Genomic DNA, 24,342 nt, shown 5'->3' on the forward strand with positions numbered 1-24,342 from the left:
GTCAAGCGACCACGGCAATCTTGCGCGCCGAACCCGGCTGCTCGATCAGCTCGATGTCGATATCGTACAGCTGGCTGAGCAGCGGGCTGTGCAGCAGCTCGTCCGGCGTGCCGTCGAAGAAGATCCGCCCCTGTTTGAGCGCGACGATGCGGTCGGCGTAGCGGCAGGTCAGGTTGATGTCATGCAGGATGGCGACGATGCCACGCCCGGTGCTCAGGTTGAGCTCGCGCAGCAGGGTCATCAGCTCGTACTGATGCGCCAGGTCAAGGGCCGAGGTCGGCTCGTCGAGAAGAATTAGCGGTGACTGCTGGGCCAGCAGCATGGCGATCCAGGCCCGCTGGCGCTCGCCACCGGAGAGGGTATCGGCCAGGTGATCGGCGTACCGAGCGACATCGGTCTGTTGCATGGCCTGCTCGATGGTCTCGCTGTCTTCACGTTGCCAGCGGCCCAGCAAACCGCGCCAGGGAAAGCGCCCCAGGCGCACCAGTTCACGCACCGTGAGCCCGGCGACATCCGGCAGACGCTGGGGCAGAAAGGCCACCAGACGGGCGAAATCACGCTGACTGAAACGGCCCAGCGCCTTGCCATCGAGATGAAGGGTGCCGGTATCGGGCAGCAACTGGCGGGCGATCAGGTTCATCAGCGTCGATTTGCCGGAGCCGTTGTGACCGAGAATCACCGTGAACTGGTCACCGGCCAGCTGCAGTTCGTCCACCGCCAGAGTCAGGCGACCGTCACGGCGCACCTGGATCGCTTCGAGTTTCAGCATTCGAGACTGAGTTCCTGACGCAGGCGCGCCAGGCGCTCTTCCTGCTTGAGTTTCGGACAGGTGCTGCAAAAGTTGCCGTCGGCGCGGCGAAAGTGCTGGCAACAGACCTTGCGCCCCAGGGCCAGGCGCTCGCGGCCATCGTCCAGACACACCCCGATGAGCGAGCTGTCGCCGCGCAGCTCGAGGGCGTCCAGCCAGCGGCTTTCCAGCTGCTGCAGGCGGTCATTGGCCAGCGACTGCTGGCGCTGGATCATCAGCAACGCGCCCAATACGCAATCCGCCTGCAGGCGCCGCGCCAGCTTACGGTGAATGCCGGCCACGGCATCGAACTCCTGCCACTGGCGCTCGACCAGGGCCTGCATCTGCTCGGCAGCGAAGTCGATCAGCACCGCCTGGCTGGCCCGCCGCGGGCAGTGCTCGGGCAGGCAGAAGCCATAGACCATGTTGTCGCATACCGTCTGCCCCATGCCATCGAGGCAGGGCACACGATCGGCCAGGTGTACGCCGAACAGGCTCAGGTAGATGGGCTGCCAGATCAACAGCGTCCAGGTGCGCACCGTCCAGTAATGCACGCCAGCCTCGGGAAAGCTCTGCTGCAGCGACGCATACAGGGCAGCGACCCGCTCCAGGTTGCCCGCCGCGCCGCAGGCCAGCTCGTGGTGCGCACTGACGCCTACCCGCGCGGGAATGCCCGGCAGGGTGCGTGCGGTGACATCGAGCAGATGGTTGAGATCGCTGTTGGCCTGATACATCTGGCGGCCCCGGAGAGCATGGGTAACGGCCGCACGACAAGGCGGCAGATCACGAATTTAACCACGCCCATCGAGAACGCATCAAATTATCATTCGCGTACAGGCGATTTTTGCGGTGACGTGCGAATCAACAGCGGAAATACCGCTGCGGTCAGTACCAGCCCGGCCGCCCCGACCCAGAATGGCATGTGCTGGCCATAATGGCTGACCAACAACCCGGCGCCGTAGGCCGCCCCCATGCTACCCAGGCACTGGAAGATGTTGATCTTGCTGAAGTCCACGCCGTAGTTGTCCGGTGTACTCAATTCGAACAGCAGCGCATCCAGGCGTACCGTGATCTGGTACAGCGCCCAGCCGAACAGCACGCGGCCGAGCAGGATCAGCCACTGATCGTCGAAGCCCTGGATGAAGGTCGCCGCCGCACCGAGCAGCAAGCCGGCAAGAATGCCGTCGCGGGTCGCGCCCTTGGCTGCCGAGCGTTTGCTCCACCACAAGGCGAACACCGCCACTGCGCCCGGCAGGGCATACACGAAGCCGGCCATCAGCTCACTGTTCCAGCTTGCCACCTGCTGCCAGTACACCGCGAAGAATGGCCGGGTGACGTAGGCGACGAAGTAGAACAGCAGCATTACCACGCACAACCTGTAGATCGCCATCAGGCTGCGGCTACGGGTGGCCGCCGGGTTGGCCGGCGCGGCCTGATCGGTTTGCGTCTCGGCTTCGCCACTGCGCGGCAGGTGACCACGCACCAGGTGCATGCAGATGGCCATCTGGATGAAGTCACCGGCGGCCATGATCAGAAACACATCGCCAATGCCCATCACCTGCAGCACCAGCCCGCCCGCTGCCGCACCGAGAATCGCGCCGAAGTGCACCACCACCGACAGGGTACCGATAGTCTGGGTGTGATTGTCGTGCTGCTGCAGGCTCATCACATAGGGGTACATCAGCAGGTAGCTGCCCTTGAACACCACCATCACCAGCGACACCACCCAGAACAGTGGCAGCGAATCAATAAAGGTCAGCGCCGCCGTCAGGGTGCCAGCCATAAACTGCGCACCGATCAGGATACGCACCGGGTGTACCCGCTTGGCCAGCCGCGCCCAGAGCGGAAACACTGCCATCACCGTCAGGCTGATCGCCGCCAGGTACAGGCCGACATGCTCGGGCGGCGGATTGTCGAAACGCTCGGCGAAATACTGCGGGTAGAAGGGAATGATCAGGTTGTCGGTGACCACCGCCAGGGCGGTCATGGCGATCAGATAGAAACGCAGGTTCATGGCGGGCGGCGGCTGGCGGGCTGGGCGCAGCATGATGCATGGCCGTGGCCAGAAAAGCGAACTGGCATGCCGGGTGGCAAGGCGGCCCAGAAACAGCCGATACAATGGTAAACTCGCGCCCCACCCGCATGCTGCCGGCCATTGGCTGCGGCGAGCCCGATCCATCAGGTGCTGCGTGAGCCGCGGCATCCGCCAACCGGAACCTGCCTCACAGATGATCGATTTCGGCCTTCCCGACTACGAACGCAGCACCGCCCGCCTCGCGCCTTCGCGCCCGGTCGTGTTGTGCCTGTCCGGCCATGACCCGAGTGGCGGCGCCGGCCTGCAGGCCGATATCGAAGCGCTGATCGCCCAGGGCTGCCACGCCGCTGCGGCCGTGACCGCACTGACCGTGCAGGATACCGTCGACGTCAGCGACTTCCGGGTGCTCGACCGCGACTGGGTACTGGCCCAGGCCCATGCGGTGATCGCCGACATGCCGGTGGCTGCGGTCAAGCTGGGCATGCTCGGTTCGGTCGAGATGGTCGACACGGTGCTGATGATCATGGCCCTGCTGCCCGGTATCCCGCTGGTCTGCGATCCAGTGCTGCGCGCCGGCGGCGGCGGTGCCCTGGGCAAGGAGGACGTCGGCTACGCCATGCGCGAACGCCTGTTCGCCGCCTCCACCATCGCCACGCCGAACCTGCCCGAAGCACGCATTCTCGCCGAGCTGCCCGATGGCAGCGCTGACCAGTGCGCTGAAAAGCTGCTGCCCTATATCGAGCACCTGCTGATCACCGGTGGTCACGGCGATGAAAGCGAGGTCCATAACCGCCTCTACCTGCGCGACGGCAGCCGCCACGATTTCACCTGCCCGCGCCTGCCCGGCAGCTACCATGGCTCGGGCTGCACCCTGGCCAGTACCCTGGCCGGCCGCCTGGCGCTCGGCCAGGACCTGATCGGCGCCGTGCAGACCGCCCTGGACTACACCTGGCGCACCCTGCGCGATGCCGAACAGCCAGGCCGCGGCCAGTTCGTGCCGCGCCGCCTGCCACTGGACCTCAGCTGATGGCCACGCACGGCAAACTGCGAGGCCTATACGCCATCACCGACAGCCAATTACTCGCCGGCGGCAAGCTGCTGCCCTACGTAGAAGCCGCCTTGGCCGGTGGCGCACATCTCGTGCAGTACCGCGACAAATCCACCGACGAAGCGCGCCGCCTGCGTGAGGCCGAGGCCCTGCGCGCGCTGTGCGAGAATTACCGCGCCACGCTGATCATCAATGATGACGCCGAGCTGGCGGCGCGCCTGGGTGTCGGCCTGCACCTCGGTCAGGAAGATGGCTCGCTGGCCGCGGCCCGCGCCCTGCTCGGCCGCCAGGCGATCATCGGCGGCACCTGCCACGCTCAGCTCGCCCTGGCCGAACGGGCGGCCGGCGAAGGTGCCAGCTACGTGGCCTTCGGCCGCTTCTTCAACTCACTGACCAAACCCGGCGCCCCAACCGCCACGCTGGATCTGCTCGAGGCCGCCAAGGCCCGCATGGCCCTGCCGATCGTCGCCATCGGTGGTGTCGACCTGCACAACGCCGCCCCACTGATCGAACGTGGCGCCAGCATGATCGCGGTGATCCATGCGCTGTTCGCCGCCGATTCACCCACCGAGGTCGAGCACCGCGCGCGCGCCTTCAGCGCCCTGTTCGAATCGAACTGACTGACCTTTTCAGGAGACCCCAATGTCCCGCTCCGAAACGCTATTCGCCAACGCCCAGAAACACATTCCCGGCGGTGTGAACTCGCCCGTGCGCGCCTTCAAGAGCGTGGGCGGCACGCCACTGTTCTTCAAGCACGCCGAGGGCGCCTACTTCACCGATGAAGACGACAAGCGCTATGTGGACTACGTCGGCTCCTGGGGCCCGATGATCCTCGGCCACAGCCACCCGGACGTGCTCGATGCCGTACGCCGCCAGCTCGACCACGGCCTGTCCTACGGCGCGCCGACCGCCATGGAAACCGAGATGGCCGACCTGGTCTGCTCGATCGTCCCGTCGATGGAGATGGTGCGCATGGTCAGCTCGGGCACCGAAGCGACCATGAGCGCCATCCGCCTGGCCCGCGGCTACACCGGCCGCGACGCGATCATCAAGTTCGAAGGCTGCTACCACGGCCATTCCGACAGCCTGCTGGTCAAGGCCGGCTCCGGTCTGCTGACCCAGGGCGTACCCAGCTCTGCAGGGGTCCCGGCGGATTTTGCCAAACACACCCTGACCCTGCCGTTCAACGACATCGACGCAGTCGCCGAAACCCTCGCCGAAGTCGGCCAGAGCGTGGCCTGCATCATCGTCGAGCCGGTGGCCGGCAACATGAACTGCGTCCCGCCGGCGCCGGGCTTTCTCGAAGGCCTGCGCGAGCAGTGCGACCGGCACGGCGTGGTGCTGATCTTCGACGAGGTGATGACCGGTTTCCGCGTCGCCCTCGGCGGCGCTCAGGCCCACTACGGCGTTACCCCGGATCTGTCGACCTTCGGCAAGATCGTCGGTGGCGGCATGCCGGTGGGCTGCTTCGGTGGCAAGCGCGCGATCATGGAGCGTATCGCCCCGCTCGGCCCGGTCTACCAGGCCGGCACCCTGTCGGGTAACCCGCTGGCCATGGCCGCTGGCCTGACCACCCTGAAGCTGATCAGCCGCCCGGGCTTTCACGCCGAACTCACCGATTACACCAGTCGCCTGCTGCAGGGCCTGCAGGATCGCGCCGATGCCGCCGGCATTCCGTTCGTCACCACCCAGGCGGGCGGCATGTTCGGTCTGTACTTCAGTGGCGCCGACGATATCGTTACTTTCGATGACGTAATGGCCAGCGACGCCGAGCGCTTCAAGCGCTTCTTCCACCTGATGCTCGACGGCGGCGTGTACCTGGCGCCAAGCGCCTTCGAAGCCGGTTTCACCTCCATCGCCCATGGCGAAGCCGAGCTGAAACTGACCCTGGACGCGGCCGAGCGCGCCTTCGCGGCACTCAAGCAGGCGTGAGCGAAGGGGCGCCGTTCGGCGCCCGAGGTGAACGGCGGGTGGCCCTAACGGTTCTCTGATAGGCCACCGCCGCTACCGCCGCGCGCTATCGGGCACCGATAAAGATCGCCCTTGCGCCAGCTCGGGGCAGAAAAGCCGGCAAACACTTTGTAAGAACGGTACCGCTTATTTCATAATGTGATGCCGAGCCCGATTGGCCTCGTCATCCATCCACCTGTCAGCCTGTCGAGGTATCCGGATCTTCATGAAGCGCACCGGCCGCACCCTGTCCCTGGGCTGCCTGTTGCTCCTGCTGCCAACGCTCGGCGTGGCGGATGGAAACTCATTGCTGATCCCGGCGACCGGGAGCTGTTCGCTCAACGTCGCCGCCGAAGACTTGCCCGCCGCCCTGCAAGCCTGCCAACAGAGTGCCGAAAGTGGCGATGCGCAGGCTCAGTACGAGCTGGGTGAGTTCTTCTACGAGGGCCGCTCCGGCGAGCGCGACCTGCCCCAGGCGCTGAACTGGTTCGAACACGCCTCCTTGCAGGGCCATGCCCAGGCGCAATATCGCCTGGGCATGATGTTCTTTCGTGGCGAAGGCGTGGCAGCCAACAACGTGCAGGCTTACATCGTGCTGAAGATGGCCGCGGTCAATGGCTCGGACGAAGCGATGGACGGCGCCGACGAAGTGGCCATGCAGATGCCCCGCGCCGAGCAGGAAGTCGCCACCCAGGTGCTGGGGCAGATCTTCCGTAACTACCTGCAGGAACTGCAGGCCGCCGACAGCCTGTCGCCCTTCGCCCCGCTCAAGTAATCAACGGCTCAGCGGCGCTTCGGCCACTCACTTTTCCGGCAGGGGCGGCATCGGAAATGGCATGACGTTGCCGCCACCCTTGGCTTCACTGATCTTTGGCGTGCCCAGGCGCTCGACCTCGTCGATACGCACGATCGAATGCATCGGTACGAAGCTGCGCACCACACCGTCGAACTGCGCCTTGAGCTTCTCTTCGCTGGGGTCGACCACCAGTTGCGAGCGCTCACCGAATACGAACTCCTCGATTTCCAGGAACCCCCACAGATCGCTCTGGAAGATCTGCTTGGCGTACATCTCGTACACCTGGCCCTGATTGAGAAAGATCACCTTGTAGATGGGGTCGCGCTTGGTCATGGATAACGAACGGCTGGCTGTGCAATGAAAGGGCGCGAATCTTAGCATGCCGCTGCATCGCCTCGTCGCCCCTCCCGTCCTGCGCCTGTGGCCTCGAACGGCCAACCCCCCTATAATCCTCGGTCATTTTTTCACCGCCGACGAATCGCCATGACCAAGAAGCTCTATATCGAAACCCACGGTTGCCAGATGAACGAGTACGACAGCTCGCGCATGGTCGACCTGCTGGGCGAGCATCAGGCCCTGGAAGTCACCGATCGGCCGGAGGATGCCGACGTCATCCTGCTCAATACCTGCTCGATCCGCGAAAAGGCCCAGGACAAGGTGTTCTCCCAGCTTGGCCGCTGGCGCGAGCTGAAGCTGGAGAACCCCGATCTGGTGATTGGCGTCGGCGGCTGCGTGGCCAGCCAGGAAGGCGCGGCGATCCGCGACCGTGCGCCCTATGTCGACGTGGTGTTCGGCCCGCAGACCCTGCACCGCTTGCCCGAGATGATCGACGCCGCACGGGTGACCAAGACCGCCCAGGTGGACATCTCCTTCCCCGAGATCGAGAAGTTCGATCGCCTGCCCGAGCCGCGCGTGGACGGCCCCAGCGCCTTCGTTTCGGTGATGGAAGGCTGCAGCAAGTACTGCACCTTCTGCGTGGTGCCCTACACCCGTGGTGAGGAAGTCAGCCGCCCGCTGGACGACGTGCTCGGCGAAATCATCCACCTGGCCGAGAACGGCGTGCGTGAAGTGACCCTGCTGGGCCAGAACGTCAACGGCTACCGCGGTGAAACCCGCGATGGCGGCATCGCCGACTTCGCCGAGCTGCTGTATCTGGTGGCGGCCGTCGACGGCATCGACCGCATCCGCTACACCACCAGCCACCCGCTGGAATTCTCCGACGCGCTGATCAAGGCCCACGCGGAAATCCCCGAGCTGGTGAAATTCCTGCACCTGCCGGTGCAGTCGGGCTCGGACCGCATCCTGGCGGCAATGAAGCGCAACCACACCGCACTGGAATACAAGTCGCGCATCCGCAAGCTCAAGGCGGCGGTGCCGGACATCGTCATCAGCTCGGACTTCATCATCGGCTTCCCCGGCGAAACCGAGAAAGACTTCGAACAGACCATGAAGCTGGTGCAGGACGTCGGCTTCGACTTTTCCTACTCCTTCGTCTACAGCTCGCGCCCGGGCACGCCGGCAGCCGATCTGGTCGACGACACTCCGGAGGAGGTCAAGAAGCAGCGCCTGCAGATTCTGCAGAACCGCCTCAACCAGCAGGGTTTCGAGAACAGCCGGCGCATGGTCGGCAGCGTGCAGCGCATCCTGGTCAGCGACTTCTCGAAGAAGGACCCGGGCAAGCTGCAGGGCAAGACCGAGAACAACCGCTTCGTCAACTTCCCGTGCGACAACCCGCGCCTGATCGGCCAGTTCGTCGACGTGCATATCGACGAGGCGCTTCCGCACTCCTTACGCGGCACACTCATCGAACGCCATTGATATTCCATGATCAGCTGCGCGTCGGCCCTGCTGCGTTAAAAACAGGCTCGGCAAGCCGCTTGCGGCTAACGCACTTCAGTGCGGCCCGAAGGGCGAGCGGAGCGAGTAATGCTCATTTACAAACTCGTAAAGTCGCCCGCGACTCCGACCGTTCCTCGCCTGTTTTTGCCTTGCATGGCTCTAGCTCGCAAGATCATCCCGATATTTGCTCTGAGCGCGGCGGTCGGCCGCGCTTTCACTCGTCCCTGGCTAGCGCTATTCTCTCCCTTCCATTCAGCCGACGGCGGCCATAAAACGACCTTGAATACCACCTCGACACCTCATCGTTTCACCCTCGAACCCTTCGAAGCCAAACGCTTCGCCAACCTCAGCGGACAATTCGACGAGCACCTGCACCTGATCGAATCGCGCCTGGGCATCGAGATCCGCAACCGCGGCAACCAGTTCGAGCTGCTTGGCGAGCCCGGGCAGACCCTGTCTGCCGAAAATCTGCTGCGGCGCCTGTACCGTGAAGCCGACAGCACCGAGCTGTCGCCGGACCTGGTGCATCTGTTTCTGCAGGAATCGGGTATCGAGGAACTCAACAGCCCCAGCAGCCACACCGACGTCGCCCTGCGCACGCGCAAGGGCATGATTCGTCCGCGCGGCGCCAACCAGCAGCGCTACGTCAAGGCGATCCTCGAGCACGACATCAACTTCGGCATCGGCCCGGCCGGTACCGGCAAGACCTACCTGGCCGTGGCCGCCGCCGTGGACGCCCTGGAGCGCGAGCAGATCCGCCGCATCCTGCTGGTGCGCCCGGCAGTCGAGGCCGGCGAGAAGCTCGGCTTCCTGCCCGGCGACCTGTCGCAGAAGATCGACCCGTACCTGCGTCCGCTCTACGACGCCCTGTACGAAATGCTCGGCTTCGAGCAGGTGGCCAAGCTGATCGAGAAGCAGGTGATCGAAGTCGCGCCACTGGCCTACATGCGCGGCCGCACGCTGAACAACAGCTTCATCATTCTCGATGAGAGCCAGAACACCACCATGGAACAGATGAAGATGTTCCTGACCCGTATCGGTTTCGGCTCCACTGCGGTGATCACCGGCGACGTGACCCAGGTCGACCTGCCGCGCGGCACCAAGAGCGGCCTCAAGCACGTCATCGAAGTGCTCAGGGATGTGCCAGGCATCAGCTTCACCCACTTCCTGCCCAAGGACGTGGTGCGCCACCCACTGGTGCAGCGCATCGTCGAGGCCTACGAGCGCTTCGATGCCGAGCACCAGCCGTTTGACCGCCGCCCGGCGGACAACGATCCGGGAGCGCGCTCCTAGCCATGATCGAACTGGATCTGCAGGTCGCCAGCGAAGCTGGCCGCCTGCCCGCGCAGGCCGATTTTCAGGCCTGGTGCGCGATCGCTCTGCGCCAGCGCAGCGCCGACTCGGAACTGACCATCCGCCTGGTGGACGAAGAGGAAGGCCGCGAGCTCAATCGCACCTGGCGCGGCAAGGATTACGCCACCAACGTATTGTCCTTTCCGGCCGATGTACCCGACGAATTACTCGATATTCCACTGCTCGGCGATCTGGTGATCTGCGTGCCAGTGGTCGAGCGCGAGGCCGTCGAGCAAGGCAAGACCTTGGATGCGCACTGGGCGCATCTGGTGATTCACGGCTGTTTGCATCTTTTGGGCTATGACCACATCCTTGATGCGGAAGCCGAGGAGATGGAAGGCCTGGAACGAATACTGCTCGCCGAGCTGGGTCATCCCGACCCGTATGCCGGCGACGAATGACTATAGGGATCCCGAGTAAAACGCCATGAGCGAAGACCGATCGAGCAACGAGCAGAAGTCCTGGTTGAACAAACTGACCCAGGCTTTTGCTCATGAGCCGAAAAACCGCCAGGAACTGCTGGAAGTCCTGCGCGATGCCCACCAGAACAAACTGCTCGACAGCGAGGCCCTGGCCATCGTCGAAGGCGCCATCCAGGTCGCCGACCTGCAGGTTCGCGACATCATGGTGCCGCGCTCCCAGGTGGTGACCATCAAGGCCAACCAACCTCCCAAGGAATTCCTCCCGGTAATCATCGACGCGGCGCACTCGCGCTACCCGGTGATCGGCGAAACCCTCGACGACGTGCTCGGCATCCTGCTCGCCAAGGATCTGCTGCCGTTGCTGCTCAATGACCAGCCCGACTTCAACATCCGCGACATGCTGCGCCCGGCTACCTTCGTGCCCGAGTCCAAGCGTCTCAACGTGCTGCTGCGCGAGTTCCGCGCCAACCACAACCACATGGCGGTGGTGATCGACGAATACGGTGGCGTCGCCGGCCTGGTGACCATCGAAGACGTGCTGGAGCAGATCGTCGGTGATATCGAGGACGAGCACGACGTCGAGGAAGACAGCTACGTCAAGCCGCTGCCCAGCGGCGACTTCTTGGTCAAGGCGCTGACGCCCATCGATCACTTCAACGAAACCTTCACCACCGATTTCTCCGACGACGAGTTCGACACCGTTGGCGGCCTGGTGATGAGCGCCTTCGGCCACCTGCCCAAGCGCAACGAAGTGACGGTGATCGGCGAGTTCCGCTTTCGCGTACTCAACGCCGACAGCCGCCGCGTGCATCTGCTACGCCTGACGCCGCTGGCCCGCTGACCCGACACCCCGCCATCTGGCGGGGTGTTTGCTCTCCCTTATCGTGAGTCTCTCGATGAACCGACTGTTCCAATCCGGCTGGGCCGGCAACCTGATCGCCCTGCTGGCGGGCGCGCTGACCACCCTGGCGCTGGCGCCCTATGGCATCTGGCCGCTGGCGCTGCTGTCCATCGCCCTGCTCTACCGTGGCCTGCGGGCGCTGACGCCGCGCCAGGCGGCGTGGCGCGGCTGGTGGTACGGGTTCGGGCTGTTCGCCTCGGGCACCAGCTGGGTTTACGTGAGCATCCACGACTACGGCGCGGCCTCACCGCCGCTGGCCGCCCTCCTGACCCTGGGCTTCGTCGCCGGCCTGGGCCTGTTCTTCGCCCTCGCCACCTGGCTGTGGGCGCTGTGCCTGCGCCGCGACAGCGCGCCTTTGGGCGATGCCCTGGCGTTCGCCGCACTGTGGGTGGCCCAGGAAGCGTTTCGCGGCTGGTTCCTCACCGGCTTCCCGTGGCTCTACGCCGGCTACAGCCAGCTCGACGGCCCCATGGCCGGCCTGGCGCCGATTGGCGGCGTGTGGCTGCTGTCCTTCGCGCTGGCATCGAGCGCGGCGCTCTTGGTCAACCTGCCGCGCCTGCTCGGCAACAAACCGCAGCTGGCCGAAGCGCTGGTGCTGCTGATCGCACCCTGGCTGCTCGGCGTGGCCTTCAAGGATCACGCCTGGACCGCACCGGCTGGCGAACCGCTCAGCGTAGCGGCGATCCAGGGCAACGTGGAACAGAACCTCAAGTGGGACCCCGCCCAGCTCAACGCCCAACTGGCGCTGTACCGCGACATGAGTTTCGCCAGCAAGCCGGTGGACATCCTGGTGTGGCCAGAGACCGCGGTACCGGTGCTCAAGGAACAGGCCATCGGCTACCTGAGCATGATGGATCGCTTCGCCAGCGACCGGAAAAGTGCGCTGATCACCGGTGTGCCGATCCGCCAGGCCAATGCCGATGGCGACATGCGCTACTACAACGCCGTCAGCGTGATCGGTCAGGGCAGCGGCGATTACCTCAAGCAACGCCTGGTGCCATTCGGCGAATACGTGCCGTTGCAGGACATGCTGCGCGGGCTGATCGCCTTCTTCGACCTGCCGATGTCCGACTTCGCTCGCGGCGAGCACGACCAGCCGCTGCTCGAAGCCAAGGGGCACCGCATCGCCACCTTCATCTGCTACGAAGTGGTCTACCCGGAGTTCGCCGCCGAGATGGCCGCCAATAGCGACCTGCTGCTGACGGTCAGCAACGACACCTGGTTCGGCAAGTCGATCGGCCCGTTGCAGCACCTGCAGATGGCGCAGATGCGCGCCCTGGAGGCCGGCCGCTGGATGATCCGCGCCACCAACAACGGTGTGACCGTGCTGATCGACCCCTTCGGGCGCATCACCGAACGCCTGCCGCAATTCGAACAGTCCACGCTCTACGGCCAGGTGCAACCGATGCAGCACCTGACGCCCTACCTGCAATGGCGCTCGTGGCCGTTGATCGCGCTCTGCAGCCTGCTGGCCGGCTGGGCGCTGCTGCGCCGTCGGAGAGAAACGAAGTAACCGACTTGGGCCTGCTGCGCGTTAAAGCCCGCCCTACTTAGCGGAATGCAGGCTGCAGATTGGCCGGTAAGCCGGCCATCGCCGCTTAGTCATGTGGGAACGGGCCATGTCGCGCGCATGGCACGCTCCCAGGGGTTGTAAAGCTGATCCGGCATACAGGTAAAGGCATCGTTCTAATCGAGCTGCCGACGTAGAGCGCTTGCTCTGCACGTTGATCAATCCCCCAATGGCGCGCCACCGTTAAGCTTTGATGTCGGTGTCCTCGGCACTTCAACACGTTCTACGCCGATCATGCTGCTCGGGTCGATATAGGTTAGCGGTACCTCCAAATGCCGGTATACCGTTCCATGTAAATCTCAGCCGGAAAACTGCGCACCTGAGGTTAGGTGAACCGGATTTCTTCCGGTTTGGGCGGACGTACGCCGGAGATACTGAGCAGCGTGTTTCCGATTGTCGCGCTGCCCTGTTCTTCGATCGATGAGCGGGTGATGGCCTGGACTGATTGCGGGATTTCTTCACGGGCGTATTGGTGCGGACGGTCGATGACGAATTGGGCTCGCTATGGCTGTTGCGCTACCCAGATAACATTACAGACTCCAGCGTCCAGCTGGACGTACTTTCTGAGTGAGACGTTCTGGAGTCATCTGCGTTAGGGTGGCATAGCAGCACAGGCCTGCTGCTGTTTTCATGGTTATCGTCTGTTGGAAAGGAAACCGATGGCTACTTCCATGCAGCCTGAATTAGCCGCGTAAACGCAGGCACATGCGTCGCTCGTAGCGATTATTCGGCCATGCCTGGATGGGCAGTTTTCCAATCTGGTTGGACGGTCCATTGCACCAAATTGCGAAAATCGACTATGCGCCGATAGATGCGGTCACGGCGGAATTGCCTATAAGCCGCGTCACGCTAGCGCGTGAAGAAAGAATGTTAGAGCGTTGGCGTCTGTCGCATGCACCGCCCTCGTAGTGTGGCAATCCACCGCATTAAGATCGTGCGCCTATCTTTGCCCAGATGGTAAAGTTCCGTCCATGAAACTCGCTCGTGGTGACCGCTCACTGATTGCATGGATGCTTTATGCCAGCATCCTGTTCAGTCTGTTCGCCTGCGGTATTCACCACGGCCAAATGAGCGGTTTGGCGCTCAGCGGCTTGGGTAGTGGCTACTGCGGCTTGAGCAGCGAGACTGGCCCGGGTGTCGATATTGGGAGCGCCGACCAGCAACAGCAGGCGCTGCCGCCTTTGAGCTGTCCGCTCTGTTCATCCACGGCACTGGTTCTGGCTGCCAGTGGTCACTACTGGAACCTGAATCACCTTCCGAAAAACTCGCTCTCACCGTTAGCGGAGCGTAGCTTTGCACAACCGCCATGTCGCTATTCGTGGCCATCGCTCAATCCTCGCGCATCCCCTTTCAACCTCTCCGCAGTGTGAACCTGACAGACTGATTCCACCTGCCTGCGCATGTGCGTGGCTTGGAAGCAGCGTTATCTATATGCGTGGAAGTTGCTGCTCATGAAAACAAGAGACACCTCTCTGGTGCTGTTACTCGGCGCCTGCAATATTGCCTGGGCGCAGGATGCGTCCGTCGAACTAGATACGCTTAACATTCAAGCGGAGTATCAGCAGCCCTCGGGGATCAGCCTCGACCAACCGATCAAGACGGGCTCTCGCCTTGGCCTTACCGCCCGTGAAACGCCTGCCTCCGTCAGTATTTCGGATCGCTCTGTGATCGAGGAACGCGGCGCCAAGGACACCCAGGAAGTAATCAACGGCATGACCGGTATCAACGCCTCAGCCAACCCCGGCTACGGCGGATTCGTTGCCTATCGCGGCTTTACCCAAAACCAGATTACTCAGCTATTCAACGGCATCAATCTGGGTTACAGCAGCGCGTCCCGCCCGGTCGATTCCTGGATGATTGACCGCGTCGAGCTTATTGGTGGCCCTTCGACGTTCCTCTACGGTGCTGGTGCAGTAGGTGGATCAATCAACTACATCAGCAAGCTGGCCAATCGAGAGCAGCAGCTGTTCGAGGGCCGATTACGCTACGGTAGCTTCGATGAATCCGAGGTTTCCTTAGGCGTGAATCAGGCTTTGGGAGGAGTCAACGCAAAGCATTTTCTGCGACTGGATTACAGCCGAGGTCAGAGCAATGGCTACATCGACCGCAATGAGCGTGAGACCAACAGTTTCGCGATATCGCTACTCAGCGATTTGACGCCTGATCTGAGCCACACCCTGGCGGTTGAGCATCCTGAAGACAGAGATGAATCACCGTATTGGGGATCGCCGGTTCTCGATACTGGCAGCCGCACCATGAAGATCGACAAGAGCCGCCGATTCGAAAATTACAACTCTGCTGATGGACGATATGAACAGCGCGTTCGCTGGGTTCGGTCCATCGTCGACTATCAATTGGGTAGCGATACCAGCTTGCAGAACACGCTGTATAACTACGACGCCCAGCGTGATTATCGGAACCTGGAGAGTTATCGCTACACCTCGGATAACAGTCAAGTCGTTCGATCAGGCGCCTATATGCAGCGCCATGAACAGCAACTGTTGGGCAATCGCCTGGAGCTGACTCACGGCACTTCGCTGTTCGGTCTAGGCAGCCAATGGGCTGTCGGAGTCGATTACTCTCTGATGAAGCAAGCACTCTATCCAACCGGCGGCACATTTTCTGAGGCCGTTGATCCAAAAGTCTTCGATCCTGGCAGCTTCTATGATGTGTCGGGCATGGGCGGCGGTTATCGCAAACAGCGCGGGCATGAAATTACCACGCGCGCGCTGTTCCTTGAGAACCGGCTGAGCCTGACAGATCGCTTATCCCTGCTGACGGGCTTGCGCTACGACCATCTGCAAATGGAGGTCACCAATTACGGTGCTGTTTCGGCCACCAGCCCTGCATTCTTCAAACGTTCCTGGGAGCCGCTCAGTGGGCGCATAGGTTTGATGTATGAGCTAAGCCCAGACGCTAATCTGTATTTGCAGTACAGCACCTCGGCGGACCTGCCGGCAGGAGCCCTAGCGTCCGCAACATACTCGAATGTCGGGCTGTTCGATCTTTCCAAGGGGGAACAATGGGAGGTCGGCAGCAAGTTCGATTTTATCGATGGACGCGGCTCTGCGACCATTGCCCTGTACCAGATCGTACGCCGAGATTTCGCGGTACGTGATTCAGTCAATCCCAACCTCACCGTGCAGGCAGGTCAGCAGACCTCTCGCGGCATTGAGGTGGCGGGCAAGTTCCAACTCACCCCGAAACTTCTGGCCGAAGCCAACTATGCCTACGTTGAGGCTGAATATGACGAGTTCAACGAAGCAGTGGGCGGCGCCTCCGTTTCCCGCGAGGGAAACAACCCGATCAATATTCCAGACAGCGTGGCCAACCTATGGCTGACCTACAGTCTGACACCGGATTGGTACTTCGGCGTTGATAGCCGCTATGTGGCTTCGGTATATGCCAACAATGCGAACACTATCAAGGCGCCTTCGTACACGCTCTTTGGCGCCTTTGCCCGTTACCGTGTCGATGACAACACGTCGATCACCGCCAGAGTGCGCAACCTTACAGATGAGGTGTACGCCAAGCAGGCCTACGGTAGCCAGTACTACATGGGGGCGCCGCGAAGCGTCGACGTGGCGCTGGATATGCGTTTCTAACTGCTATGAAACGCTATTTATACCTATGGCACCGTTGGTTAGGCATCGGACTCTGCCTATTCATGGCGACCTGGTTCTTTTCAGGCGTGGTGATGCTGTTCGTTGGCTATCCGAAACTGACGCCGGCAGAGCACTTTGCGCACCTGCCAGCCCTAGCTACCAATGACTGCTGCATCGGGCCTGGCAAGGCTATTGAGGCTGCAGGGCCTATGCCTTCTGCAGTGCGGTTAACCACTGTTGCGGGACAACCGCGCTACATCTTGGACTACTCCAGCAATGTGCGGGTGGCAATTGATGCACGCAGTGGTTTGCGTATCGACAAGGTGGATAAGGAGGCAGCTCTAGCCAGTGCGGCGCAGTTTGCCCAATTGCCCAGTGATTATCGGGGCACTGTTCAGGAGGATGCCTGGACGCGCTCACGCGGGCTCGACAGAGATCGTCCTCTGCATGTCGTTCAGCTGGAGGAGCCAGAGGCACGCCTGTTGTACATTTCTGGGCAAACCGGTGCTGTGGTGCGCGACGCAAACCATACGGAGCGAGTATGGAACTGGGTCGGCTCCTGGCTGCACTGGCTTTACCCATTTCGCGATAGCCCCTGGTGGGCACAGATCGTCATTTACCTGTCTCTTACGGCAACGCTTATGGCGTTGCTCGGTCAGGTTGTTGGCATCATGCGCTGGCGTTTTTCCAAACCGTATCGCAGTGGTTCGCGCTCCCCCTATCAGAGCTTTTCCAGCCGCTGGCACCATATTGGCGGCTTGCTATTTGGTACCCTGGCGATTGCCTGGATCTTCAGCGGGCTGATGTCCATGCGGCCTTGGGGCATTTTCGATAGCCCGAATCGGCTCGATGTATCGAGTTATCGAGCACCCAATTTTGATAGCGAAACCGACGCTGACCCCATCACCGAGACAGTAGCGCGGTTTCAAGCCAGCGGCTTTGAACCCGTCGAACTGCACTGGCAGTTCATTGGTGGGACGCGATATCGCGTGGCCTATGACCGCGCTGGCGAGAGTCGCATTCTTCCCGAGAGCATGGAGGCTCAAGTGATCAAGCAGCTACCATCGATCACTCTGGAGAGGGCAGCACGCACTATCCGCCCGCAAGATGTTTTAGAGGTCCAATGGCTGGATACCTACGACTTCTACTACTTCTCACGCAGCGAGCAAAGCATGTATGGCGCTTACCGAAAGCGCCTACCCATGCTGCGCGTACGCTTTCAGGACCCTGCTGCAACCTGGCTTCACCTTGATCCATATACGGGGGCAGTCATCGAGCAATTGGATCGACGCCAGCGAACGGAACGCTGGCTGTTCAATCTGCTGCATAGCTGGGACTGGCTTCCGTTACTAGAGCGGCCGTGGCTGCGTGAGGGGCTGATCGTCCTGTTCAGCCTTGGTGGACTGCTGATCAGCTTGACCGGGATTGTTCTGGCGTGGCGTCGGTTGCGTCCTCGCAGAAAATCAGTGATTACAAATGCCGAGACCGCTCGTGCTGCAACCGTGGATCAGGGCCAGCAGTGATGGAAATCAGCCGCTCCTATAAGATCTTTACTGAATCGCCCTTAGTTTCTTGAAACTCTCGACTTTGTGACTCCGGCCGAGTGTTTTAAATCAGCACGTTGCGTTGACCGATTAAATCCGCCGCCAAAAGCTGCCACTCATCAACAGATATTATTGACCTGATTCTGGGACTGCCTCCTAACCACTGTTTGACCCTCTAGTAGCTATAGGGTTTATCGTTGTCGCATTCAACATCGCCAAGCAGAGACTGGCTAAAATGCGCATCCTGATTATTGAAGACGAAGACAAAGCGGCGGACTACCTGCGCCAGGGCCTGACCGAAAGCGGTTATGTCGTGGATCGGGCCAGCACTGGCATTGATGGTTTCCACCTGGCGTTACAGACGGACTACTCGCTAATTCTGCTGGATGTGAACCTGCCAATTATGGATGGCTGGGAAGTGCTGGAGCTAATCCGCAAGCGCAAGCAGACGCGGGTGATCATGCTGACTTCCCATGGGCGGCTCGAAGAAAAAGTGCGCGGGTTTGAAATGGGCGCCGATGACTATCTGGTCAAGCCATTCCAGTTTCCCGAGTTGCTGGCTCGTATACGCACGCTTCTGCGGCGCGGCGAAACCGTCACGGTCAACGACAGTCTGCAGGTCGCCGATTTGGAACTCGATCCCAGCGGTCATAAAGCTTATCGCAACGGCCAGCGTATCGATCTCACCAGTAAGGAATTCGCCCTGTTGCATCTTTTGATGCGCCGTCGTGGCGAGGTGCTGACGCGCACAGAAATCACCTCGCTGATCTGGGATATGAATTTCGACTGCGACACCAATGTGGTCGAGGTTGCTATCCGGCGTTTGCGGGTCAAGATCGACGAGCCATTCAAGCAGCGCCTGATTCACACCATTCGTGGTGTCGGCTATACGTTGGAGATCCGCAAGTGAAGCCCTTCAGCCTGGCACTGCGAGTTGCTCTGAACGTAGTTATTGTTGGCGCTCTGCTGATCACGCTGTTGATCGCCATGTGCTACTGGGTATTGCTACGAGAGGCTGATGCGCAAACGCGCGAAGAGCTCACCACTAAAGCGGCGCAGATCGTCAATGGCCTGAGCGAAGACCTGACGGTTCGCAAGTGGCGCTCCTGGCAGCATGAAATAACTGGCGCTGTCGCCGGCCACGAGGATCTATCCGTTCGGGTCACACACGTCGAAACCGGCGAAACGCTGCTCAGCGTAGGCTTTTTGGGTGCTTCGCAGGCTCCGCTAACGGCTTCCCTAGATGACGGGGCTCTATACCCTTGGAAGCGTTCTGACGGCATTGAAATGCTGACGGTTCGTCGCAGCATCCAATTACCAGGACTACCGCCCATGGTACTGCAGATGACCCAAGATCTCAGCGCCAAACAGCGCCTGGTAAAGGCCTTTCTCCGTTCAGCGCTGGGAGCAGTGCCGGTAATATTGCTGCTGACTGGACTCGCCGGGTGGCTGGTGGCTCAGCAAGGCCTTCAGCCATTGCGGCGCTTTAGTGCCCTGGCTGCTAAGGTCTCGGCTCGTGACCTATCCCCTCGTATCCCGACCGATCGCCTGCCGCCTGAGCTGCAAGCACTCGCGCAGAGCCTGAACCTGATGCTGCACCGTCTTGATACCGACGTACAGAAACTATCGGACTTCTCTGATGAAGCCGCTCACGAACTGCGTGCCCCACTGAATAATTTGATGGTGCGCGCGCAGGTAGCGCTCAGCCGTGAGCGCGCTGATGAAGAGTACAAGGATGCCCTAGCCTCGTCGGTAGAGGAACTCGAACGACTGAGCCTCATCGTCAGCGACATGCTCTTTCTGGCTCAAGTCAGTCACGCGGACATGCAGTTGGCGTTTGAAGAAATATCGCTCAGAGATGAAGCGGATCGTGTTAGCAACTTCTTTTTGATGCTCGCCGAGGAGCGCGAAATCAACTTGCTCATCGAAGGCGTCGCTTCTGTGAAAGGTGATCGCCTGATGATTCAGCGAGCGATTTCGAACCTTCTGTCCAATGCTCTACGCCATGCAGCGCCGGGCTCGACGGTTCGCCTGTCCATTACGCCTGCGGCTCAGTACGGGGCTGCGTTATCGATTTGCAATACAGGTGAAGACATCGAGGCCGAACACCTGCCCCATCTGTTTAAGCGCTTTTACCGGATCGGTAAACGAGCCAGCGGCAGCACCGGGCTGGGTCTGGCCATAGTGCGCTCGATCATGAGCCTACACGGGGGGCAAGCCTCGGTGACGAGTGCTGCTGGCAAAACCTGCTTCACCCTGACCTTTGCCTACACGAGATAGTCCTTTCGAACTACGGAATGTCAACTGATGAATCACTCAAACGAGCACGATGAGCATGATCACGAGCATGGCGATAGCCATTCGCACAATCACACAGATCACGACCATACGCCTGCTGTAACCGCTGATAACGCCAAGCGCATTCGCTTAGTTTTTATCATCACCACGCTATATGCCGTGATTCAAGCCGTCGGCGGCTGGCTATCCGGCTCTCTGGCGCTGATCGCCGACTCTGGCCATATGCTCTCCGACTCCGCCGCCCTGCTCCTGGCGCTGATCGCCTATCAGGTCGCAGCGCGTGCGCCAGACGGACGACGTACCTACGGTTTTCATCGTGTTCGTGTGCTCGCTGCACTGGCCAATGGCGTCACGCTACTGCTGCTGGTCGCGTGGATTGCCTGGGAAGCCATCGCACGCTTTCGCGAACCTGTCGAGGTGATGGCCTGGCCGATGCTGATCGTTGCCAGTATTGGCTTGCTGGTCAACATTGCAGGCGCACTGATCCTCAACAGTGGCAACAAGGGCGACAGCAACCTGCGCGGTGCGCTGCTGCATGTCATGGGCGATTTGCTCGGCTCGGTAGGCGCCATTGCTGCCGCGATCGGCATCATGTTGACTGGCTGGACGCTGCTCGACCCTATTCTCTCGGTGGTCGTCGCTCTGCTGGTAGTGCGCTCGGCGTGGCGGCTGATCGCCGAGTCGATCCAAGTGCTGTTGCAGGCCAGCCCGTCCGGCATCGACGCACAACAGGCCGAGCAGGCACTGACCGAACTACCTGGCGTGGCCGAAGTGGGCCACTTTCATGCCTGGACGCTGACCGATGATGCCAGTGTCGCGACGGTGCATGTGACCCCTGCAGCAGGTACCGACAGCCTCACCCTGCCAGCCATCGTCGGTGATTACCTGCGCAAGCGTTATGGACTGAGCCACGTCACCGTGCAGGTCGATCCTCCTGGTAGCCTGCAGCAGCACTGAACCCCCGAGTCAGAGACAACTACGCCCCTATACAGGGGCGTAGTTATTTGTAGCTTGCCTATCTAGGATTTAGCGAGTGTCGGCTCATCCTCATCCTCATCCTCATCCTCATGCCGGTGAATCCAGTGGTACAGCGCCGGCAGAACTAGCAACGTCAGGGCGGTTGAGGAAATGATCCCACCGATCACCACCGTGGCTAACGGGCGCTGTACTTCAGCGCCGGTGCCAGTTGCCAGAGCCATCGGCACGAAGCCCAAGGACGCCACTAGCGCAGTCATCAATACGGGCCGCAGACGGGTCAACGCCCCCTCGATAATTGCCGTGTGCAGTGGCCTGCCTTCCTCACGCAGGTTATGGATGAAAGAAATCATCACCAGGCCGTTGAGTACCGCCACGCCTGACAGTGCGATAAAGCCAACGCTGGCGGAAATCGACAGCGGAATATCACGCAGCCACAACGACACTATGCCTCCGGTCAGCGCGAACGGAATACCGGTAAACACCACCAGACCATCCTTGAGATTGTTGAACATCATGAATAGCAGCGTAAATACCAGCAGCAAGGCCACCGGTACAACTATCTGCAAGCGCTTGGCCGCCGATTGCAATTGCTCGAACTGGCCGCCCCACGTCGTCCAGTAGCCAGTTGGAATCTGCACATCCTGCTGCAGGCGTCGGCTGGCCTCGGTCACGAAGGAACCCATGTCACGGCCACGCACGTTGGCGCTCACCACCACCAGACGCTTGCCATTTTCCCGGCTCACCTGGTTCGGGCCGAGCACCATATCCAGGCTGGCGACCTCGGCCAGGTTGATGAAGGCAATCTGATCAGCGCCACTACCAGGTCGCGGCGGTACCGGAATTAGCAGACGTGACAACTCTTCCACATCGGTGCGGACTTCGTCGGCCAATCGCACAACGATATCGAAACGGCGATCGCCTTCGAACAACGTACCAGCCTGTTGGCCGCCAATGGTGACGGCCACCGCATCCTGTAAATCACCGACGTTCAGACCATAGCGTGCAGCCTTATCGCGGTCGACGTTGATGGTCAGCATGGGCAGACCGCTGGTTTGCTCTACATTGACTTCAGAAGCGCCGCTGACCGACTCAAGTACTTCCGATATTTCGGCAGCGGTCTTGTTCAGCACGTCCATGTCATCGCCAAACACCTTCACCGCCACGTCGCTGCGCACCCCGGAGATCAGCTCGTTGAAGCGTAGCTGAATCGGTTGCGACAGCTCATAGTTGCTGCCAACCACCAACGCGCTCACCCGCTGAATATCGGAAATCAGCGCTTCGCGTGACTTGCCTGGATCTGGCCATTGCTCCTTGGGCTTGAGCATCACGTAGGCATCGGAAATGTTCGGCGGCATCGGATCGGCAGCGACCTCGGCAGTACCGGTGCGGGCGAATACTCGTTCGATCTCCGGCATGTTCTCCATCAGGGTCTTTTCCAGACGCTGCTGCATTTCTACCGATTGGGTCAGGCTGGTGCCAGGCACCCGCAATGCCTGCAGGGCAAAATCACCCTCGCTAAGGCTGGGAATGAACTCACTGCCCATGCGACTGGCCAGTACACCGGAAAGCAGCACAATGATCAGCGCACCGCTGAACACCGGTACACGGTTGCCCATCACCCAATTCAGCACCGGCTCGTAACCACGACGGGCCGAACGCATGACCAGGTTCTCTTCTTCCTTGACCTTGCCGGTGATGAACAGTGCGATGGCTGCCGGCACGAAGGTCACCGAGAGGATCATCGCGCCCAGCAGGGCGATCACTACAGTGAAAGCCATGGGGTGGAACATTTTCCCTTCCACGCCGGTGAGCGCAAAGATCGGCAGGTAGACCACCATGATAATCAGCTGACCGAAAATCAGTGGTCGGCGTGCTTCCTTGGAAGCCGCGAACACCTCGCGGAATCGCTCTGCGCGGGTCAGCAGGCGCCCTTGCTGCTGCTGAGCGTGTGCCAGGCGGCGAATCGAGTTTTCGACAATCACCACGGCGCCGTCGACGATGATGCCGAAGTCCAGCGCCCCCAGGCTCATCAGGTTGGCGCTGACCTTGTTGCTGAACATGCCGGTAAAGGTGAACAGCATGGACAGCGGAATCACCATGGCGGTAATCAGTGCCGCACGAACGTTGCCGAGGAACAGGAACAACACCACGATGACCAGAATCGCGCCTTCGATGAGGTTTTTCTTCACCGTGGCGATGGCCTTGTCGACCAGGTTGGTGCGGTCGTAAACCGGAATGGCAACCACGCCCTCGGGCAGCGAACGATTGACCTCGACGAGTTTGGCAGAAACAGCCTGGGCAACGCTGCGGCTGTTTTCACCGATCAGCATGAACACGGTGCCGAGCACCACCTCACGGCCGTTCTCTGTCGCCGCACCGGTGCGCAACTCGCGTCCGATCTGCACATCGGCCACATCGCGCACACGGATCGGCGTGCCATCGAAGTTGCTGACGATGATGTTGGCTATGTCCTGGGCATCAGCCACCTGGCCTGGTGCACGCACCACCAGCTGTTCGCCATTGCGCTCGATAAAGCCAGCGCCAGCGTTGGCGTTGTTGCGTTCCAAAGCGGTGATCAGGTCGCTCAGGGTCAGCTTGTAAGCGGCCATGCGCTTGAGATCCGGGGCGACCTGGAACTCCTTGGCAAAACCGCCGATGGTGTCGATCTCGGCGACACCAGGGACGTTACGCAGTTGTGGCTTGATGATCCAGTCCTGAATCACCCGCAGATCAGTGGGCGTGTACTCAGTGCCGTTCTCTTTCAAGGCGCCCGGCTCTGCCTCCACCGTCCACAGAAAGATTTCACCCAAACCAGTAGAAATCGGCCCCATGGCCGGTTGCACGTTGGCCGGCAATTGCCCTGCCACGCCCTGCAAACGTTCGTTGACCAGCTGGCGGGCGAAGTACAGGTCGGTGCCATCTTCAAAAATCACCGTGACCTGGGAGAAGCCCGAGCGAGACAGTGAGCGGGTCTGCTGCAGGTGAGGTAGACCCGCCATGGCCGTCTCGATGGGAAACGTAACTCGCTGTTCCGTTTCCAGTGGTGAGAAGCCCGCCGCAGCGGTATTGATCTGCACCTGTACGTTGGTGATGTCGGGTACGGCGTCGATCGGCAGCTTCTGAAAGCTGGCGACTCCAAGGCCGGCCATGCCCAGCACGAAAAGCAGCACGACAAAGCGCTGCTCGATAGCGAATTGGATGATGCGCTCGAACATG

Annotated in this window: 20 protein-coding genes; 15 read left to right on the top strand and 5 right to left on the bottom strand. The window is 61.1% G+C overall.

Features of this window, described 5'->3' with window-relative positions:
* Position 1 precedes the first annotated feature (1 nt).
* The 3 genes from BVH03_RS23735 to BVH03_RS23745 form a co-directional block, all read right to left on the bottom strand.
* Positions 2–769, bottom strand: a complete 768-nt coding sequence (locus BVH03_RS23735; RefSeq protein WP_075963472.1) for an ABC transporter ATP-binding protein — start codon at positions 767–769, stop codon at positions 2–4.
* Complete coding sequence (locus BVH03_RS23740) at positions 763–1,521, bottom strand: siderophore ferric iron reductase (protein WP_075963473.1); 759 nt, start codon at positions 1,519–1,521, stop codon at positions 763–765. Before BVH03_RS23740 ends, BVH03_RS23735 begins: the two co-directional genes overlap by 7 nt.
* Before the next feature lie 89 nt (positions 1,522–1,610).
* A complete protein-coding gene (locus tag BVH03_RS23745) occupies positions 1,611–2,801 on the bottom strand; it encodes an MFS transporter (RefSeq protein WP_075963569.1) in 1,191 nt (396 codons plus the stop codon).
* A 214-nt stretch (positions 2,802–3,015) separates the two neighbouring features.
* Here BVH03_RS23745 and BVH03_RS23750 point away from each other — a divergent pair, with 214 nt between their 5' ends.
* From BVH03_RS23750 to BVH03_RS23765, 4 genes are all read left to right on the top strand, one after another.
* Complete coding sequence (locus BVH03_RS23750; RefSeq protein ID WP_075963474.1) at positions 3,016–3,849, top strand: bifunctional hydroxymethylpyrimidine kinase/phosphomethylpyrimidine kinase; 834 nt, start codon at positions 3,016–3,018, stop codon at positions 3,847–3,849.
* Positions 3,849–4,490 carry a thiamine phosphate synthase gene (gene thiE / locus BVH03_RS23755; protein ID WP_075963475.1) on the top strand — a complete coding sequence of 214 codons (642 nt, stop codon included), beginning with the start codon at positions 3,849–3,851 and terminating at the stop codon, positions 4,488–4,490. Before BVH03_RS23750 ends, thiE begins: the two co-directional genes overlap by 1 nt.
* 22 nt (positions 4,491–4,512) lie before the next feature.
* A complete protein-coding gene (gene hemL, locus BVH03_RS23760) occupies positions 4,513–5,802 on the top strand; it encodes a glutamate-1-semialdehyde 2,1-aminomutase (RefSeq protein WP_075963476.1) in 1,290 nt (429 codons plus the stop codon).
* A 244-nt stretch (positions 5,803–6,046) separates the two neighbouring features.
* Positions 6,047–6,595 (top strand): tetratricopeptide repeat protein, encoded by a 549-nt coding sequence (locus tag BVH03_RS23765; protein WP_075963477.1) that lies wholly within the window; start codon positions 6,047–6,049, stop codon positions 6,593–6,595.
* Positions 6,596–6,622: 27 nt separating this feature from the next.
* Here the strand turns inward: BVH03_RS23765 and BVH03_RS23770 are convergent, their stop codons facing one another.
* Positions 6,623–6,949: a DUF1820 family protein gene (locus tag BVH03_RS23770; protein ID WP_070884132.1), complete on the bottom strand. Its 327-nt coding sequence runs from the start codon at positions 6,947–6,949 to the stop codon at positions 6,623–6,625.
* A 150-nt stretch (positions 6,950–7,099) separates the two neighbouring features.
* Between BVH03_RS23770 and miaB the strand changes: the two genes are divergently transcribed.
* The 11 genes from miaB (at position 7,100) to BVH03_RS23825 (ending at position 21,105) form a co-directional block, all read left to right on the top strand.
* Positions 7,100–8,434 (top strand): tRNA (N6-isopentenyl adenosine(37)-C2)-methylthiotransferase MiaB, encoded by a 1,335-nt coding sequence (miaB, locus tag BVH03_RS23775; RefSeq protein WP_075934434.1) that lies wholly within the window; start codon positions 7,100–7,102, stop codon positions 8,432–8,434.
* Between the two features lie 300 nt (positions 8,435–8,734).
* A complete protein-coding gene (locus BVH03_RS23780) occupies positions 8,735–9,748 on the top strand; it encodes a PhoH family protein (protein WP_075963478.1) in 1,014 nt (337 codons plus the stop codon).
* Positions 9,749–9,750: 2 nt separating this feature from the next.
* Positions 9,751–10,209: an rRNA maturation RNase YbeY gene (gene ybeY / locus BVH03_RS23785; protein WP_075963479.1), complete on the top strand. Its 459-nt coding sequence runs from the start codon at positions 9,751–9,753 to the stop codon at positions 10,207–10,209.
* Positions 10,210–10,234: 25 nt separating this feature from the next.
* Positions 10,235–11,071 carry an HlyC/CorC family transporter gene (locus BVH03_RS23790; RefSeq protein ID WP_075963480.1) on the top strand — a complete coding sequence of 279 codons (837 nt, stop codon included), beginning with the start codon at positions 10,235–10,237 and terminating at the stop codon, positions 11,069–11,071.
* A gap of 55 nt (positions 11,072–11,126) precedes the next feature.
* Entirely contained in the window at positions 11,127–12,644 is a 1,518-nt protein-coding gene (gene lnt / locus BVH03_RS23795; RefSeq protein WP_075963481.1) for an apolipoprotein N-acyltransferase, read from the top strand.
* 1,028 nt (positions 12,645–13,672) lie between these two features.
* A complete protein-coding gene (locus BVH03_RS23800; RefSeq protein WP_075963482.1) occupies positions 13,673–14,071 on the top strand; it encodes a DUF2946 family protein in 399 nt (132 codons plus the stop codon).
* Positions 14,072–14,152: 81 nt separating this feature from the next.
* Positions 14,153–16,306, top strand: a complete 2,154-nt coding sequence (locus BVH03_RS23805) for a TonB-dependent siderophore receptor (RefSeq protein ID WP_075963483.1) — start codon at positions 14,153–14,155, stop codon at positions 16,304–16,306.
* A gap of 5 nt (positions 16,307–16,311) precedes the next feature.
* Entirely contained in the window at positions 16,312–17,829 is a 1,518-nt protein-coding gene (locus BVH03_RS23810; RefSeq protein WP_075963484.1) for a PepSY domain-containing protein, read from the top strand.
* Positions 17,830–18,085: 256 nt separating this feature from the next.
* A complete protein-coding gene (locus BVH03_RS23815) occupies positions 18,086–18,760 on the top strand; it encodes a heavy metal response regulator transcription factor (RefSeq protein WP_075963485.1) in 675 nt (224 codons plus the stop codon).
* A complete protein-coding gene (locus BVH03_RS23820; protein WP_075963486.1) occupies positions 18,757–20,130 on the top strand; it encodes a heavy metal sensor histidine kinase in 1,374 nt (457 codons plus the stop codon). The genes BVH03_RS23815 and BVH03_RS23820 overlap by 4 nt, the downstream gene beginning before the upstream one ends.
* Positions 20,131–20,157: 27 nt before the next feature.
* A complete protein-coding gene (locus BVH03_RS23825) occupies positions 20,158–21,105 on the top strand; it encodes a cation diffusion facilitator family transporter (protein WP_075963487.1) in 948 nt (315 codons plus the stop codon).
* A gap of 62 nt (positions 21,106–21,167) precedes the next feature.
* Here BVH03_RS23825 and BVH03_RS23830 read toward each other — a convergent pair whose 3' ends face one another.
* Positions 21,168–24,341 carry a CusA/CzcA family heavy metal efflux RND transporter gene (locus tag BVH03_RS23830; RefSeq protein WP_075963488.1) on the bottom strand — a complete coding sequence of 1,058 codons (3,174 nt, stop codon included), beginning with the start codon at positions 24,339–24,341 and terminating at the stop codon, positions 21,168–21,170.
* Between the last annotated feature and the right edge of the window lies 1 nt (position 24,342).

Origin of the sequence: Pseudomonas sp. PA15(2017), from assembly GCF_001945395.1 — a bacterium.
GTDB lineage: Bacteria > Pseudomonadota > Gammaproteobacteria > Pseudomonadales > Pseudomonadaceae > Aquipseudomonas.

Coding starts and splice junctions, on each gene's coding strand:
- BVH03_RS23735 (WP_075963472.1), bottom strand. CDS start 769: ATGCTGAAACTCGAAGCGATCCAGGTGCGCCGTGACGGTCGCCTGACT.
- BVH03_RS23740 (WP_075963473.1), bottom strand. CDS start 1,521: ATGTATCAGGCCAACAGCGATCTCAACCATCTGCTCGATGTCACCGCA.
- BVH03_RS23745 (WP_075963569.1), bottom strand. CDS start 2,801: ATGAACCTGCGTTTCTATCTGATCGCCATGACCGCCCTGGCGGTGGTC.
- BVH03_RS23750 (WP_075963474.1), top strand. CDS start 3,016: ATGATCGATTTCGGCCTTCCCGACTACGAACGCAGCACCGCCCGCCTC.
- thiE (WP_075963475.1), top strand. CDS start 3,849: ATGGCCACGCACGGCAAACTGCGAGGCCTATACGCCATCACCGACAGC.
- hemL (WP_075963476.1), top strand. CDS start 4,513: ATGTCCCGCTCCGAAACGCTATTCGCCAACGCCCAGAAACACATTCCC.
- BVH03_RS23765 (WP_075963477.1), top strand. CDS start 6,047: ATGAAGCGCACCGGCCGCACCCTGTCCCTGGGCTGCCTGTTGCTCCTG.
- BVH03_RS23770 (WP_070884132.1), bottom strand. CDS start 6,949: ATGACCAAGCGCGACCCCATCTACAAGGTGATCTTTCTCAATCAGGGC.
- miaB (WP_075934434.1), top strand. CDS start 7,100: ATGACCAAGAAGCTCTATATCGAAACCCACGGTTGCCAGATGAACGAG.
- ybeY (WP_075963479.1), top strand. CDS start 9,751: ATGATCGAACTGGATCTGCAGGTCGCCAGCGAAGCTGGCCGCCTGCCC.
- BVH03_RS23790 (WP_075963480.1), top strand. CDS start 10,235: ATGAGCGAAGACCGATCGAGCAACGAGCAGAAGTCCTGGTTGAACAAA.
- lnt (WP_075963481.1), top strand. CDS start 11,127: ATGAACCGACTGTTCCAATCCGGCTGGGCCGGCAACCTGATCGCCCTG.
- BVH03_RS23800 (WP_075963482.1), top strand. CDS start 13,673: ATGAAACTCGCTCGTGGTGACCGCTCACTGATTGCATGGATGCTTTAT.
- BVH03_RS23805 (WP_075963483.1), top strand. CDS start 14,153: ATGAAAACAAGAGACACCTCTCTGGTGCTGTTACTCGGCGCCTGCAAT.
- BVH03_RS23810 (WP_075963484.1), top strand. CDS start 16,312: ATGAAACGCTATTTATACCTATGGCACCGTTGGTTAGGCATCGGACTC.
- BVH03_RS23815 (WP_075963485.1), top strand. CDS start 18,086: ATGCGCATCCTGATTATTGAAGACGAAGACAAAGCGGCGGACTACCTG.
- BVH03_RS23825 (WP_075963487.1), top strand. CDS start 20,158: ATGAATCACTCAAACGAGCACGATGAGCATGATCACGAGCATGGCGAT.
- BVH03_RS23830 (WP_075963488.1), bottom strand. CDS start 24,341: ATGTTCGAGCGCATCATCCAATTCGCTATCGAGCAGCGCTTTGTCGTG.